Genomic DNA, 12,397 nt, shown 5'->3' on the forward strand with positions numbered 1-12,397 from the left:
TCTCACCTCACTCCTTCAAGATGCCGTGCTCCTGCATGAACAGGTAGAGCTGCCTCTTGTTCTTGAACTGGCCACCCTTGGCCCTGATGTAGAGCCTCCTGTAGGTGTGGGCGTCAATCTTGCCCTCGGCCTTGAGCTTTCTGAGCTCCTTCCTGAGTGCCCTTATGGTCATCATCCAGCGCTCCTTCTTGCCCATCCTGGCGGTCTTCTTGCCCTTCCTGCTTCCGGGACCCCTGTGGCGTCCCTTCTTCCTCGCCTCGTGGAAGGCCCTCGCCCTGGCCCTGCTCTGGCCCTTGATGGGCTTCTTCTTGATGACGCCGTCGTGGATGAGCCTCTTTATGTCCTCCCTCGTTATTGCCGCGGCAACGTCGTCAATCCTCTCGGGGTCAATCCAAACCCTGTTCTCACCGCACTTCAAAATGTCAGCGGCAATCCTTCTCTGCATCTTAAGCATGAGCATCACCTCGCGTTGAGGACCTTAATTCCGAGCTCCTTGGCCCTCGCGATTATAAGCTCCCTCTTCCTCGCGCCGACGGTTCCAGCTATCCTCGCGGCCTGCCTGGTCGGGTCTATTGCCTCGAGTTCCTTGACGTTGTGAACGAGGACTTCCTCGTAACCGCTCGGGTGAAGCCCGCGAACGGCCTTCGGTGAGCTCCAGCCTATGCTGGGTGAGCGGGGCTTGCCCTTCTTCTTGAGTCTCATCTTGCTGTCGATTCCCTTGGGCCTGCGCCACTTGGGGTTGTTCTTGAACTTCGGGTACCTCCACCACTCCTGACGGAGGAACTTGGGCTTCTTCCTCTTGAGCCTGGCCCTCACCCTAAGGAGTCTCGCCTTCTCGTCCATTTCTCACACCTCAGAACTTTATCGGCTTGCCAGCCTTCTCAACTATGTAAATACCATCCTGGAAGACACGCCTGTCCCACTTCGTTATCCTCGTGGCCTGCTCGATGTTGGCCGCGGTCTGGCCAACGGCTTCCTTGTCTATGCCCTCGACGAGTATCTCCTGACCGCGAACCTTGACGGTAACGCCAGGGAGGATTTTGGCCCTCCTCGGGTTCTTCTCACCGAGGAAGTTCTCGATAACGACCTCGTCGCCCTGGACCTTGACGGTGACCGGGAAGTGGCTGTAAACGACCTTGAGCTTGTAGGTGAAGCCCTCGGTGACGCCCTTAATCATGTTGGCTATGTGGGCCTTGAAGGTTCTCGCGATGGCAATGTCCTTCTTCCTCGGGAACTCCTTGTATATGACAACCTTGCCGTCCTCGGTGAATATCTTAAAGCCCGGGTACTTGAGCTCCCTCTGGAGCTCGCCCTTGGGACCCTTGACCTTGACGACGTCCTTCTCAACGGTGACCTCGACTCCCTCGGGAATCTCAACCTCTTCCCTTATCCACGCGTCTATCGGCATCGCTCTCACCTCAGTAGACGTAGGCTATCAGCCTTCCGCCGATGCCCTTCTCACGGGCCTCCTTGTGGGTCATAACGCCCTGGGAGGTGGACACTATGAGGATTCCGAACTCGAAGGCCGGAAGGAACCTCTTCTCCCAGTACTCGTAGTCCCTGGCCTTGACCGGGAACCTCGGCTTAATCGCGCCGGCCTTGTTTATCTTGCCGATGAGCTGAACGCGGTAGATGCCTGCCCTTCCGTCGTCTATGAACTCGAACTCGCCGATGTAGCCGTTCTCCTGCATAACCCTGAGAACCTCACCGATGAGCTTCGAGGCGGGCTTTATGTAGACCTCCTTCTTTCCAACCCTCTCGCTGTTGGTCATGTGGGAGAGAGCGTTCGCAAGCGGGTCAAGCAGAGTCATCGCTTCTCACCTCACTCATACTTCTTGAAGCCGAGCTTTGGAGCGACCTCGCGGAAGCAGTGCCTGCAGAGCATAAGGCCGTGTATCCTGATTATCGGGCCATACTGGCCGCAGCGCATGCACCTTCTCGCTCCCTTACCAAACTTTCTCGGCTTCCTCTTGTTGTAATCAGCCTTCGCCATCTCACAATCCCTCCACGTTGACCTTGAACTCCTCAATAGCGAAGACTATACCCTCTTCCTTCGTCAGCTTGTGCTTGGCCGGTATCTTCCTCCTCTGCCTCTTCCTCTTGGCGACCCTAAAGCCGGGCCTCTCAAGGGTGACGCAGACGTCCATACCGAAGATACCTATCTCGGGGTCGTACTCGACGCCAGGTATGTTGATGTGCTCCTGGATTCCAAAGCAGAAGTTCCCGTGCTCGTCGAAGTTGCCGACGCTGAGCTTCCTGTCAACGGCCTCAAGGAGCCTGTCAAGCATCTCGTAGGCCTTCTTTCCACGGAGGGTGACCTTAACCGCTATCGGCTCACCGCGCCTTATTCCGAAGTCCTTGTTGGTCTGCTTCGCGCGCCTCCTTATCGGCTTCTGACCGACGAGGTCCTGGAGCATCTTCTCGGCCTTGGTAAGCCTCTCACCGCTCTCGCCAACACCGATGTTTATGGTAAGCTTCGCAATCCTCGGCTTCCTCATCGGGTGAGCTTCCCAGTCTGCAAGGATAGCCTCCCTGTTAATCTGCATCGTCTCTCACCTCACGGAAGGGAAATCTCCGGCTCCTCCTTACCAACGACGAAGGCGTACTCCTTCAGGGTGTCGAAGAGCTCGCCGTTCTCGTCCTCGATGGTGACGACGTCGGGCCAGCCCATCGGGAAGTGCCTGACCTCGACTATCTTACCCTTCCTCGCGACGTTCTTACCCTGGGTAACGAAGACGTAGGCACCGACCTCGAAGGGCAGTATCTTGACTATCTGCCTCTCCGGAACCTTCATGATGACGGTGTAGGAGGTCTTGTAAGCATCTTTCTCGGCGAGGCCCACGAGGTGGTTGCTTCCGTCGTGGAGGTTGAGCTGGACCTTCGCGCCCTTGACCATCCTCTTGTTGTCAATCCTGAAGGGCTTGAGCTTTGCCTCTTCCTCGCTTATCGGGTGGAGGATGAGCTTGCCAATCCTGTTGGGCAGGACCCTGTAGTGCTCACCGGTCTCGGGAATCGAGACGACGTCCATGATTCCAACGGGGAACTTGTAGTCCTTCCTAACCCTACCATCAACGAGTATCTTGCCCTCGTTGAGTATCTTCCTGGCCTCACGAGCGGTCTTGGCGTAGCCGAGGTAGTCCCTGACTATGTAGAGGAGCGGTATGGAAGTCTTCATGCTGTGCGGACCCGGACTCGGCCTGACCGCCCACTTGTAGGCCTTCCTGTGTATGTACCACGCGGTTGGAGCGGCAAGCCTCTTAAGGTGCCTCTTCGGACCCTTTCTCGCCATCACTCAGCCCTCCTCTTAATTATCTTCTCTCTCCTCTCATCGTCGAGGTTGAGGTCAACAATCATCACGTTCGAGGGGTGGAGTGGGTAGTAAACCTCGGTTCCGTCGGTCTTCTTCTGGGTAACTCCCTCAACGTGAATCCTGTACCTCTTGAGGTCGACCTCGACGACCTTTCCCTCCTTACCCTTGAAGTCTCCGCGCATGACCTTGACCTTGTCGCCAACCCTAATCGGGAGGTTCCTGACGCCGTACTTCTCCCTGAGGTCCTCGCTGAGGGTCGCGCTCATTATCTTGTTCCTAAGGTGAAGGGGAGCGTTGTAGAGGAACTTCCTCTGCTTTCTCGGCTGTTTCATATCAAGCTTCATAACTCTCACCTCACAGCACTATGCTCGCTATGCTACCGAGCCTGACCCACCTCTCGGCGGCCTCTCTGGCTATGGCACCCCTGATTTCGGTTCCCCTCGGGACGCCTTCGGGGGTAACTATCGCGGCCGCGTTGTCCTCGAACTTGACGCGCATGCCATCGAGCCTTCTGTACTCCTTCCTCTGCCTGACGACGACAGCCCTGACGACCTGGTGCCTTATGTCGGGCCTTCCCTTCTTGACGGTTGCAACGACCATGTCACCGACTCCAGCGCTGGCAAGCCTCCTCCTGGTTCCCTTGTAGCCAACGACGCCGATTATCTGGATGACCTTGGCACCGCTGTTGTCGGCGACCTTGAGGTAGGCCCCAATCGGGAGCGCGCGGGTGGGCCTAACGGGGCTGATTCCCCTCGTCGCACCGGCACCCTTCTTGGCCATTGCCTCACACCCCCTCCTTCCTCTCGGCCCTCTCAAGGACGGCCACAACTACCCAGCTCTTGGTCTTGCTTATCGGCCTGGTCTCGGCTATGAGGACTTTGTCGCCGGTCTTGGCGTTGATGCACTCCGGGTTGTGGGCGTGAACCTTGCTCCTCCTGAGCTCGTAACGCTCGTATTTCTTGAGGTAGTGGTAGTACTGCCTCTCAACGACGACGGTCTTCTTACCCTTGTCACTGACGACTATACCCTCAACGTATCTCCCGTGTATCTTGAGGTTCCCGTGCCAGGGGCACTTGGGGTCGTTACACACCTCAGCGGGAGGCTGAACCCTCAATCCAATCTCTCTCATTTCCGCCACCTCTTCTTGAGTCTCATCTCGGGCCTTCCAATCAAATCACGACCGTTGATTCGGATTTTCTCATCGCCGAGGTCGAACTCAATCTCGACCACGTCCTTTGGAACGACCCAAACCCTCTCCCCACCTATGGTGAGGGTGTTCCTCGTCTCGTCAAGGACGTAGCCCTCGATGCCGACCAGCTCTGGATGAGATGCCCTTATAATCTTTGCTTTGAGGCCTATGAGCTCGTGCCAGACTATGTTTTTCCGCGTCACTCGACCTCGATGAGCTCCTCGGAAAATCCAAGGTCTCCGAGCAACTTCTTGATACGGTCCCTGTGGTCGCCCTGGAGCTCTATCCTTCCCTTCTTTACGGTTCCGCCACATGCCAGCTTCGCCTTCAGCTTCTTTGCTATGTCCTCGAGGTCGAACTCCTTCTCGTCTATGCCCTCGATTATGGTCTTAAGCTTTCCGTAGCGGGCCCTCTCAATGTAGACCCTAATCCTCTGCTGTTCCTTCAGGACCTCCTTAAAGAGCATCTCATCCAGAGGGTTCACAATCCTCGGCACCTAACCTCACCTTTTCTCCCTAAGCTTCTCCTTCTTTATGGTAAGCAGGCGCGCGATGTCGCGCCTGAGGTTGCGGATGACCATGGGGTTCTCCATGGACGCCCCCATGGTGAGCACGCCCCTCTCCTTGGCAAGCTCGAGGCGGAGTTCCCTTATCTTCTTGTCTATCTCCTCGATGCTCATCTCCCTAATCTCACTGGGCTTCATCGGCGCTCACCTCTTCCTCGACTACCTCTTTGACCTCAATCTCATCCGGAAGCCTTGCGTCGGGAGGCATGATGGCAACCTTAACTCCTATAACACCGAGCTTGAGCAGGGCCTGGGCGTAGCCCTTGCTGACGAGGGTCTCGGCCGGGTTGCCGACCTTGGCGAGGTAACCCTGGTAGAACCTGACGCTTTTAGCCCTCTCACCGGTGAGCTTTCCGCTGAGCCTAATCTCAACGCCCCTCGCTCCGTTCCTCATGATGGCCCTGATTGCTGAGTAAGCGGCCCTCCTGAAGTGGATTCCCCTCTCGAGGGCCTGGGCAAGCCTTACCGCCTGGACCTTGGCGTTGAGGTAGGGGTTCTTGATTTCCTCGACCTCAATCTGCGGGTTCTCAAGGCCGAACTGGGTCTCGAGGATTCTCGTGAGCTGCCTTATCCTCCTTCCACCCCTGCCGATGACGTAACCGGGGCTCGCGGCAAAGATTATGACCTTGGTTCCAAGGGGAGTCTTCTTGATGTCAAGGCCTCCGTAACCGCCCCTTCTAAGTTCTTTCTCAAGGTACTCGTCGATGAGCATCTCCTTAACGCCTTCCTTGATGAAGTACCTCTCGATAGCCAAAGGTCTCACCTCCTAATCTCCTCGACGACTATCTCTATGTGGGTCGTCTCCTCGTTGAACGGGGTGGCCCTTCCAAAGGCCCTCGGGATGTAGCCCCTGAGGACCGGGCCTCTGTGCGCTGCCGCGTGGATTATCTTGAGCCTGTCGACGTCGAGGCCCTTCTGCTCGGCGTTGTTCTTGGCGTTGAGGAGTATCTTCTTGACGGCCTTGGCGACCTTGACGGGGTAGCGACCTGGACCGAAGCCCTTGCCCGGCTTGTGGCCCTGGCTGTCGTTGAAGCGCTTCATAGGAACGGGCCTTCTGAGGTTTATAACGTCGTCAAGGTACCTGAGGGCGTCGTTGAGCATCATGCCCCTTATCTCCCTGAGGAGCTCGACGCTGTGCTTGGGTGAAATCCTGAGGTCCCTTCCGCTCGCGCGAGCCATTCTTTCAGGGTCAAAATTTTGGAATGAGTAGGAAAATCTGCCCCTGCTCATCTAAACCACCTCACTTGATTGCCACGAACATCGATGACCTGGTGGCTCCAACACCCGGTGAGCCGTGCTGGACTATCTTCCTCGTGAGGGCGAACTCACCGAGGTAGTGGCCTATCATCTCCTCCTTTATCTCAATCGGGACGAACTCCTTGCCGTTGTAGACGTGAATGGTAATGCCGACCATCTCAGGGAGGACTATCATGTCCCTGCTGTGGGTCCTTATGGGCTTGCTGTACTTGCCCTTCTTGGCCAGGCGAATCTTCCTGAGGAGCTTCTTCTGCTCCGGGCTAAGGCCCCTCTTGAGGCTCCTCCTCTGCCTGGCCGGAAGGAGCTTGGCGAACTCCTCAAGGGACATGTTGAGCAGTTCATCGAGCGTGTAACCCCTATACTTAAACTCCTTCTTTCTCGCCATCTTCACTTCCTCCTACCAGTTCTTCTCGCGGCTATGTGACCGACCTTCCTTCCGGGCGGAGCGCGCCTCGAAACGGTGCTCGGCCTGCCTATGTGGTGCTCCTTACCACCGTGCGGGTGGTTGACGGCGTTCATCTTGACACCCCTCGGCTTGGGCCAGAACCTGTTGCGAGCTTTGGCGATGTAGTAGGCCTTACCGGCCTTGACTATGGGCTTCTCGAGCCTTCCACCGCCGGCAACGACACCGATGGTTGCCCTGCACTCGGGCTTGAACTGCTTGAGCTCACCGCTCGGAAGCTGAACGATGACCTTGCCCTTCTCCCTGCTGACGACGAGGGCGTAGGTTCCTCCAGCCCTGACGTACTTTCCGCCGTCGCCCGGAATGCCCTCGATGTTGTAAACGTAGGTTCCCTCCGGTATCTTGGCGAGCGGAAGGGTGTTGCCTATCGCCACCGGGGCCTCGGGACCGATGTAGATTTCCTGGCCGACGAGGACTCCTTCCGGAGCGAGGATGAGCTTCTTGGTCCCGTCCTCGAACTTGACCCTCGCGACCGGGGCGGTCCTTCCCGGGTCGTGGAGGATTTCCTCAACGATTCCCCTGAGGGTCTTCTCCTTAGTCACGCTAAGAGGAACGTACTTAACGGCTCCCCTGTACCTGTGGGAAGGAGCGCGGAAGGTGGTAGTGCCCTTACCCCTCCTCTGCTGTATGAGACTCTTTCCCATCTCACATCACCTCAGAACAATCCCAACCTTGCGGCAATCTCACTCGCGTCGTATTCGGGCTTGAGCTTGACGTAAGCTTTTTTCTCGCCCCTCATGGTTATGAGGGTGTTGACCTTCTCGACCTTGACGTTGAACATCTCTTCCACGGCCCTCTTGATGTCGGCCTTGGTAGCTCTTCTGTCCACTATGAAGGTGAGCTTGTTCTCCCTCTCTATGAGCGAAACGGCCTTTTCGGTAACGAGCGGCCTTATGATAACCTTATAGGGGTCCATCTCTCATCACCCGTAGATTTCCCTAAGCCTCTCTATAGCGCCCTTAGTCCAGACCGTAAGCCTTCCGGGGTGAGTTCCGGGCGCGAGAAGCTCAACGCCGAGGTTGTCAACGGTAACGACGTCAACACCCGGGTGGTTCCTCGCTCCCTGGACGATTCCCTCGTTCTTGGCAACGACGATGAGCGGGCCCTTGGCCTTCTTGTAGCGCCTTCCGCGCATCTTACCCTTACCGGCCCTTATCTTGGTGTTCCTCTTGGCCCTCTCGATGTCGTCCCAAACGCCGAGCTTCTTGAATATCTCCCTGGTCTGGGCGGTCTTGAAGATGCCCTGAAGGTCATCGACGACGACCAGCGGAAAGGCCGGAACGTTGTCCGTAACGTGCCCCCTCGCCCTCACGAGGTCCGGGTTGGCTGTTGCGGCTATGGCGCTCATTATGGCCAACCTGCGCTCCTTCTTGTTGATGTCCTCCCAGATTATCTTCTCGACCTTCGGCGGGTGGGTTCTCCTTCCACCGCGAGCGAACGGAACGAATGCCGCGAACCTCGGCGGGGTCTTTATCCTCTCGACCCTCGCCATTCCGTGGCCCTTACCGATGTTCTCAGTGACCCTTCTCTTACCCGCCTGCGGATCCCTTCCCTGGGGCTGTATCCTGTGGGTCCAGGAAGCGATGACAGCTCTCCTGATGAGGTCGGGCCTGAAGGGAGTGCTGAACACCTTGGGGAGCTCTATCTCCTCAACGGGCTCGCCTTCGAGGTTGAAGACCTTAACCTTCATTTATCTCACCTCACTGCTTGGACTCCCTACTGACGTAGGTTATCTGGGGCCTCTCAACGGGTGGCTTCTTCTTGGGTGGCCTTATAGCAGGCCTAACGCGGATTATCCTCTTGAACGAACCCGGAACGCTACCCTCAATCATAAGGAAGTCGCTCCTGACGATTCCGTAGTGCGGGAAGCCACCCTTCGGGGTTATCTCAATCTCGTTGCCGTTGAGCACGAGCTTTCCGTTCTCGCCTATCGCTATGAGCCTCTTGTTGAACTCGGTCCTGTGGTGGAAGCCCATCTGACCAGCCTGCGGAACGGTCCACATGACGCGAGCGGGGTGCCAGGGACCGAGGTTACCGATGTGCCTGCCCTTTCCGGCCCTCTGGGCCTTGTGGAACTGGACCTTGACTCCCCAGCGCTTGACCGGGCCCTGGGTGCCCTTACCCTTGGTGACCGCTATGACGTCGAGGAGCTCACCCTCGTGGAGAACCTCGCTCGCGCGGAGCTCCTTGCCTATCTTCTCCTTGGCGTAGTCGAACTTGGCCTTGACGTCGTCGCCACCGATGGCGTACTCCATAACCTCGGGCTTCTTCTTGAGCTTGATGAGCCAGGGCTGGGTGTGGACGAGAAGCCTGACGTCGACAATCTCTCCGTCGTTGACGAGGTCCTCAAGCTGACCGAGCTTGGCCTTGAAGGCCTCCTCGTCGTAGTTCTTCGGCAGGGTCTTTATACGCCTCTTGACGTTGTCATTGAGCTCGTGGAACCAAACTTCGGTGGCGGTCTCAAGGCCAAGGTAGCCCTGCTTGTAGGCCCTGATTCCGTAGACGAAGAGAGGCGGAACCTCAACTATGGTCACGGGCACGAATATCTCCTTGCCCTTGGTGAGCCCGGGGCTGTCGTCTATCATGAGGATGTGGGTCATTCCGGCCTTGTAGCCAGCAAAGCCCAGCATCCTGACCTCACTGTCCTTTGGCCACTTCTTGATTCTCGGGACTACACTCCTAGCCCTTTTCCTTGGGCTGAAGGCGAGTGAACCTCTCCTTGGTCTGTGAACCTTTCCCATCTCAATCCCTCCTCATGAGATTGAATATCGCCAGCGTGGCGAGGAGCGCCTCCTCGGTGCGGACGGTTTTAGTTTTCTGATTTGGAATCATGTTGAGCACGAAGTCGAACTCGTACTCGCCGCCGAGGAGCTCCATGACGCCCTTCCTCGGCGAGCCAAAGGCGATACCAACCTCCCCTTCGAGCGGGGGAAGGTTGACCTTTCTCACGTCGCGACCCTTCCTCGAGGTCGCGATTGCCAAATCCAGGTGAGCCTTTTTAAGTGTTTTCGCCAGGGGCTTCCCGCTCAGGTGAACTTTGTACCCCCAGTATTCAGTTGGCTTCGCCGGGACGACCTTGAGGGGTCTCGTTGACACGATTCTGAACGTTGCCCTGCCTTCGACGTTCCCCTCAACAATTGCCAGCTCGTCGAGCCCGATGTCCGCGTAGATTCTCCTTCCCTTCCGGAAGGCGTAGCCCTCGCGGATTTCCCCGACCTTTGGTTTTCCCTTGAGCTTGTGATGTGGCGTCCTGAGCGGAGGAACGACGCCCACGTACTTGAGCTCGGGCATCAGGGGAAACAGCCTCTTCCTGAGGTACTGGGGGGTCTCCATGTACTCAAGGACCGTTTTTATGAACCTCCCGTCCCTTCCGCCCGCCCTGTAAATCCAGATGTGCTCGACGCCGAAGATTGCGCAGGCCCTCGCAACCTGCCCAACCTTGTACGTCCTGATTTTCGGGTCGTCGGTTTCCTCAAGGAGGGAATCGGGAATGAAGACGTGCCAAGCCATATTTCGCCCCCACTGTCCTCCCTAACCCCAACGCGCTGAAGGGAGCTTATGGAGACTATTTAAAAGACTTTCGAACCCTGCAACCCTTTTTCGTGGTTGGATGTGTGTAATTTTTTTGCAAGGAAACTTTTGCCAAGCAAAAGTTTCATCAAAGTTGGCATGCCTCTTGAATGGCTTGTTCTCAGGAGGGTTTACTTCCAAACCTGCCAGTTTTGAATGTGTTTTCTTCCCGGTAGCGCCTTCCGGGCGCTGTTTAAAACTAAAAACTTTTCTCCCACGCACCATTGTGAGCGTAAACCCGGAATCCATTGACTGTTTAATAACGCATGCAACTTTCCCTCTGCCCTTCTAGACAGTTAAACCATTTTGGTCAAGCTTTTTCTAAAAGCTTGCTGGGGGGCTAACGCCCCCACACCCCCTTCCAGCCCTTGCGCAGGAAGCTTTTTCCAAAAGCTTCACCAAAAGCTCGTAGCTCTCACTTAAGGGCTCGAATGGTAGAGATTTTGCTCACAAAATCGCGCATCCTCAATAGAGAACACATCCAAAGAACACCTACAAACGGGGTTTGCTCTCTTCTTGACGCCCATCGGGCGTCGATTTAAAGGTTAAACCCATAAGCAAGGAGCAATTTGAAAAGTTCTCACACTTAAATTGGCCATTCAATAAGAAAATCACTCAAAATAGCTTTCCAAAAGGAGCTACCAACTTTGATGAAACTTTTGCTTGGCAAAAGTTTCTATGGCGGGCCGGGCGGGATTCGAACCCGCGGCCACGGGGTTAAAAGCCCCGCGCTCTAACCAGGCTGAGCTACCGGCCCATCCCGACGGGATAACTGGGGGAGCCCTTATAAGCTTTGCTCCTTACCCACTTCTGCCCACCAACCGTTATAAGCGGTTCCGCTTAACCCCTCCCTTAGGTGTCGAATATGGAGGACCACCACCTTTTCGATTTGTCGGACTACAAGGTTCTAATCCCCAAGAAGCCGGACATCCACTACCTTTACATAGAGATAACCAACCGCTGTAACCTTCGCTGTGAGATGTGCTTCAAGCAGTACTGGGACGACCCCGAGGGCGACATGGACTGGGAGCTGTTCCTCAAGATTCTCGACGACGCCGAAGAGCTTCCAGAGCTGGAGATGGTTTACTTCGGCGGAATCGGCGAACCGACCGTTCACCCACGCTTCATGGACATGGCGAAGGAGGTTAAAAAGCGCGGTTTTGCCCTTGGAATAAGCACCAACGGCTTCCTCCTCACCGACAGGCGCATCGAAGAGCTCGTAAAGCTCGGCCTCGACCTCATATACTTCTCCATTGACTCCGTGCCGACTCAGCCGGTTGACATCGGCCACATAAGGCCAGACTACACCAGCTCGCGCATAAGGAAGATTCAGGAGGTAAAGAAGAAGCTCGGAAGCGACGTTCCCCACATCGGCGTCGAGGTGGTTGCAACCAAGGAGAACTACAAGGAACTGCCGGAGATAGCGCACTACGTCGGCTCCCTCGGCGTTGACACTTTGCTCATCTCGAACCTGATTCCAATCACCAAAGAGCACGCGGAGCTGATAGTCTACGACGGTTCCGTTGACATGAAGCCCATTGTTGATAAACTTGAGGCGATTTACCACGGCTACCTTCACAAGATAGCGGAGTTCTCCCTGAGGACGGAGAGAAAGTGCGAGTTCGTTGACAAGAAGGTGGCGGTCGTTAGGTGGGACGGCGAAGTTGCTCCCTGCTACCGCTTCCTGCACACCTACCCCGAGATAGTCCTCGGCAGGGAGAAAAAGGTCTACGCGCACTCCTTTGGCAACGTCCGCGAGAAGAGTCTGGCCGAGATATGGACGAGCAGGGAATACAGCTGGTTCCGCTACGTTGTCAAGAACTCCCTCTACCCGAGCTGTACTGACTGCCCGCTGAACGAGTCCTGCTCCTTTGTGCAGGATACGAACTACGACTGCTGGGGCAACACGCCGAGCTGTGCAGACTGTCTTTGGGCTAGGAGGATAGTCCTCTGCCCGATTCCGGAGAAGGGTATGAAGGGCTTCTGGTAGTTAAACAGATGTGCTTTCGATGTTCATTCTTGTTCCCTTTTTTTGCTTTCGTC

The 12,397-nt window shown here is 56.2% G+C and carries 22 protein-coding genes and 1 tRNA gene; 1 reads left to right on the top strand and 22 read right to left on the bottom strand.

Translation table 11 applies throughout. The features are described from left to right. Positions 1-7: 7 nt before the first annotated feature. The 22 genes from ACYQ04_RS08400 to ACYQ04_RS08505 all read right to left on the bottom strand — a co-directional run bounded on the left by ACYQ04_RS08400 (position 8) and on the right by ACYQ04_RS08505 (position 11,111). On the bottom strand, positions 8-460 hold the full coding sequence (locus tag ACYQ04_RS08400; RefSeq protein WP_206203809.1) for a 50S ribosomal protein L19e: 453 nt from the start codon (positions 458-460) through the stop codon (positions 8-10). Beyond that, positions 460-843 (bottom strand): 50S ribosomal protein L32e, encoded by a 384-nt coding sequence (locus ACYQ04_RS08405; protein WP_167914465.1) that lies wholly within the window; start codon positions 841-843, stop codon positions 460-462. The genes ACYQ04_RS08400 and ACYQ04_RS08405 overlap by 1 nt, the downstream gene beginning before the upstream one ends. Before the next feature lie 10 nt (positions 844-853). After that, complete coding sequence (locus ACYQ04_RS08410) at positions 854-1,408, bottom strand: 50S ribosomal protein L6 (RefSeq protein ID WP_460128798.1); 555 nt, start codon at positions 1,406-1,408, stop codon at positions 854-856. Between the two features lie 10 nt (positions 1,409-1,418). Then, a complete protein-coding gene (locus ACYQ04_RS08415) occupies positions 1,419-1,811 on the bottom strand; it encodes a 30S ribosomal protein S8 (RefSeq protein WP_042692830.1) in 393 nt (130 codons plus the stop codon). 11 nt (positions 1,812-1,822) lie between these two features. Further along, positions 1,823-1,993, bottom strand: a complete 171-nt coding sequence (locus ACYQ04_RS08420) for a 30S ribosomal protein S14 (protein ID WP_011250478.1) — start codon at positions 1,991-1,993, stop codon at positions 1,823-1,825. A 1-nt stretch (position 1,994) separates the two neighbouring features. After that, positions 1,995-2,546 (bottom strand): 50S ribosomal protein L5, encoded by a 552-nt coding sequence (locus tag ACYQ04_RS08425; RefSeq protein ID WP_460128800.1) that lies wholly within the window; start codon positions 2,544-2,546, stop codon positions 1,995-1,997. Positions 2,547-2,557: 11 nt separating this feature from the next. Beyond that, positions 2,558-3,289 (bottom strand): 30S ribosomal protein S4e, encoded by a 732-nt coding sequence (locus ACYQ04_RS08430; protein ID WP_460130081.1) that lies wholly within the window; start codon positions 3,287-3,289, stop codon positions 2,558-2,560. Beyond that, positions 3,289-3,654 (bottom strand): 50S ribosomal protein L24, encoded by a 366-nt coding sequence (rplX, locus tag ACYQ04_RS08435; RefSeq protein ID WP_460128803.1) that lies wholly within the window; start codon positions 3,652-3,654, stop codon positions 3,289-3,291. The genes ACYQ04_RS08430 and rplX overlap by 1 nt, the downstream gene beginning before the upstream one ends. A gap of 10 nt (positions 3,655-3,664) precedes the next feature. Continuing rightward, complete coding sequence (locus ACYQ04_RS08440; RefSeq protein ID WP_068665902.1) at positions 3,665-4,090, bottom strand: 50S ribosomal protein L14; 426 nt, start codon at positions 4,088-4,090, stop codon at positions 3,665-3,667. Positions 4,091-4,094: 4 nt separating this feature from the next. After that, positions 4,095-4,439 (bottom strand): 30S ribosomal protein S17, encoded by a 345-nt coding sequence (locus ACYQ04_RS08445; RefSeq protein WP_099209835.1) that lies wholly within the window; start codon positions 4,437-4,439, stop codon positions 4,095-4,097. Beyond that, a complete protein-coding gene (locus tag ACYQ04_RS08450) occupies positions 4,436-4,813 on the bottom strand; it encodes a ribonuclease P protein component 1 (protein ID WP_167728765.1) in 378 nt (125 codons plus the stop codon). The genes ACYQ04_RS08445 and ACYQ04_RS08450 overlap by 4 nt, the downstream gene beginning before the upstream one ends. Further along, positions 4,699-4,965 (bottom strand): stress response translation initiation inhibitor YciH, encoded by a 267-nt coding sequence (yciH, locus tag ACYQ04_RS08455; protein WP_206203870.1) that lies wholly within the window; start codon positions 4,963-4,965, stop codon positions 4,699-4,701. Before yciH ends, ACYQ04_RS08450 begins: the two co-directional genes overlap by 115 nt. Positions 4,966-5,001: 36 nt before the next feature. Then, positions 5,002-5,202 carry a 50S ribosomal protein L29 gene (gene rpmC, locus ACYQ04_RS08460; RefSeq protein WP_068665893.1) on the bottom strand — a complete coding sequence of 67 codons (201 nt, stop codon included), beginning with the start codon at positions 5,200-5,202 and terminating at the stop codon, positions 5,002-5,004. Beyond that, a complete protein-coding gene (locus tag ACYQ04_RS08465; RefSeq protein WP_460128808.1) occupies positions 5,189-5,818 on the bottom strand; it encodes a 30S ribosomal protein S3 in 630 nt (209 codons plus the stop codon). The genes rpmC and ACYQ04_RS08465 overlap by 14 nt, the downstream gene beginning before the upstream one ends. 5 nt (positions 5,819-5,823) lie before the next feature. Next, positions 5,824-6,294 carry a 50S ribosomal protein L22 gene (gene rplV / locus ACYQ04_RS08470; RefSeq protein ID WP_460128810.1) on the bottom strand — a complete coding sequence of 157 codons (471 nt, stop codon included), beginning with the start codon at positions 6,292-6,294 and terminating at the stop codon, positions 5,824-5,826. A gap of 10 nt (positions 6,295-6,304) precedes the next feature. Then, the gene (locus ACYQ04_RS08475; RefSeq protein WP_167914459.1) at positions 6,305-6,706 is read right to left on the bottom strand and encodes a 30S ribosomal protein S19; all 402 of its coding nucleotides are present in this window, start codon (positions 6,704-6,706) and stop codon (positions 6,305-6,307) included. A gap of 2 nt (positions 6,707-6,708) precedes the next feature. Continuing rightward, positions 6,709-7,428: a 50S ribosomal protein L2 gene (locus ACYQ04_RS08480; RefSeq protein ID WP_167914458.1), complete on the bottom strand. Its 720-nt coding sequence runs from the start codon at positions 7,426-7,428 to the stop codon at positions 6,709-6,711. A gap of 11 nt (positions 7,429-7,439) precedes the next feature. Continuing rightward, positions 7,440-7,700, bottom strand: a complete 261-nt coding sequence (locus ACYQ04_RS08485; RefSeq protein WP_042692801.1) for a 50S ribosomal protein L23 — start codon at positions 7,698-7,700, stop codon at positions 7,440-7,442. A 6-nt stretch (positions 7,701-7,706) separates the two neighbouring features. Beyond that, complete coding sequence (gene rpl4p, locus ACYQ04_RS08490) at positions 7,707-8,474, bottom strand: 50S ribosomal protein L4 (RefSeq protein ID WP_460128813.1); 768 nt, start codon at positions 8,472-8,474, stop codon at positions 7,707-7,709. 10 nt (positions 8,475-8,484) lie between these two features. Beyond that, positions 8,485-9,525, bottom strand: a complete 1,041-nt coding sequence (locus ACYQ04_RS08495; protein ID WP_099209827.1) for a 50S ribosomal protein L3 — start codon at positions 9,523-9,525, stop codon at positions 8,485-8,487. A 1-nt stretch (position 9,526) separates the two neighbouring features. Next, positions 9,527-10,294, bottom strand: coding sequence for a putative RNA uridine N3 methyltransferase (locus tag ACYQ04_RS08500; RefSeq protein ID WP_460128815.1), 768 nt, complete (start codon positions 10,292-10,294; stop codon positions 9,527-9,529). 739 nt (positions 10,295-11,033) lie between these two features. Continuing rightward, positions 11,034-11,111, bottom strand: a tRNA-Lys gene (locus tag ACYQ04_RS08505). 108 nt (positions 11,112-11,219) lie between these two features. Here ACYQ04_RS08505 and ACYQ04_RS08510 point away from each other — a divergent pair. Further along, entirely contained in the window at positions 11,220-12,344 is a 1,125-nt protein-coding gene (locus ACYQ04_RS08510) for a tungsten cofactor oxidoreductase radical SAM maturase (RefSeq protein ID WP_460130083.1), read from the top strand. The last annotated feature ends 53 nt before the right edge of the window (positions 12,345-12,397 follow it).

This window comes from Thermococcus prieurii, from assembly GCF_054657655.1.

Bases quoted from the DNA above. Each gene is read 5' to 3' on its own strand.
- ACYQ04_RS08405 (WP_167914465.1), bottom strand. From the start codon at position 843: ATGGACGAGAAGGCGAGACTCCTTAGGGTGAGGGCCAGGCTCAAGAGG.
- ACYQ04_RS08420 (WP_011250478.1), bottom strand. From the start codon at position 1,993: ATGGCGAAGGCTGATTACAACAAGAGGAAGCCGAGAAAGTTTGGTAAG.
- ACYQ04_RS08440 (WP_068665902.1), bottom strand. From the start codon at position 4,090: ATGGCCAAGAAGGGTGCCGGTGCGACGAGGGGAATCAGCCCCGTTAGG.
- rpl4p (WP_460128813.1), bottom strand. From the start codon at position 8,474: ATGAAGGTTAAGGTCTTCAACCTCGAAGGCGAGCCCGTTGAGGAGATA.
- ACYQ04_RS08495 (WP_099209827.1), bottom strand. From the start codon at position 9,525: ATGGGAAAGGTTCACAGACCAAGGAGAGGTTCACTCGCCTTCAGCCCA.
- ACYQ04_RS08445 (WP_099209835.1), bottom strand. From the start codon at position 4,439: ATGAGAGAGATTGGATTGAGGGTTCAGCCTCCCGCTGAGGTGTGTAAC.
- ACYQ04_RS08475 (WP_167914459.1), bottom strand. From the start codon at position 6,706: ATGGCGAGAAAGAAGGAGTTTAAGTATAGGGGTTACACGCTCGATGAA.
- ACYQ04_RS08485 (WP_042692801.1), bottom strand. From the start codon at position 7,700: ATGGACCCCTATAAGGTTATCATAAGGCCGCTCGTTACCGAAAAGGCC.
- rplV (WP_460128810.1), bottom strand. From the start codon at position 6,294: ATGAGCAGGGGCAGATTTTCCTACTCATTCCAAAATTTTGACCCTGAA.
- ACYQ04_RS08430 (WP_460130081.1), bottom strand. From the start codon at position 3,289: ATGGCGAGAAAGGGTCCGAAGAGGCACCTTAAGAGGCTTGCCGCTCCA.
- yciH (WP_206203870.1), bottom strand. From the start codon at position 4,965: ATGCTCTTTAAGGAGGTCCTGAAGGAACAGCAGAGGATTAGGGTCTAC.
- ACYQ04_RS08415 (WP_042692830.1), bottom strand. From the start codon at position 1,811: ATGACTCTGCTTGACCCGCTTGCGAACGCTCTCTCCCACATGACCAAC.
- ACYQ04_RS08500 (WP_460128815.1), bottom strand. From the start codon at position 10,294: ATGGCTTGGCACGTCTTCATTCCCGATTCCCTCCTTGAGGAAACCGAC.
- ACYQ04_RS08425 (WP_460128800.1), bottom strand. From the start codon at position 2,546: ATGCAGATTAACAGGGAGGCTATCCTTGCAGACTGGGAAGCTCACCCG.
- rplX (WP_460128803.1), bottom strand. From the start codon at position 3,654: ATGAAGCTTGATATGAAACAGCCGAGAAAGCAGAGGAAGTTCCTCTAC.
- ACYQ04_RS08410 (WP_460128798.1), bottom strand. From the start codon at position 1,408: ATGCCGATAGACGCGTGGATAAGGGAAGAGGTTGAGATTCCCGAGGGA.
- rpmC (WP_068665893.1), bottom strand. From the start codon at position 5,202: ATGAAGCCCAGTGAGATTAGGGAGATGAGCATCGAGGAGATAGACAAG.
- ACYQ04_RS08480 (WP_167914458.1), bottom strand. From the start codon at position 7,428: ATGGGAAAGAGTCTCATACAGCAGAGGAGGGGTAAGGGCACTACCACC.
- ACYQ04_RS08450 (WP_167728765.1), bottom strand. From the start codon at position 4,813: ATGTGGCGGAACCGTAAAGAAGGGAAGGATAGAGCTCCAGGGCGACCA.
- ACYQ04_RS08510 (WP_460130083.1), top strand. From the start codon at position 11,220: ATGGAGGACCACCACCTTTTCGATTTGTCGGACTACAAGGTTCTAATC.
- ACYQ04_RS08400 (WP_206203809.1), bottom strand. From the start codon at position 460: ATGCTCATGCTTAAGATGCAGAGAAGGATTGCCGCTGACATTTTGAAG.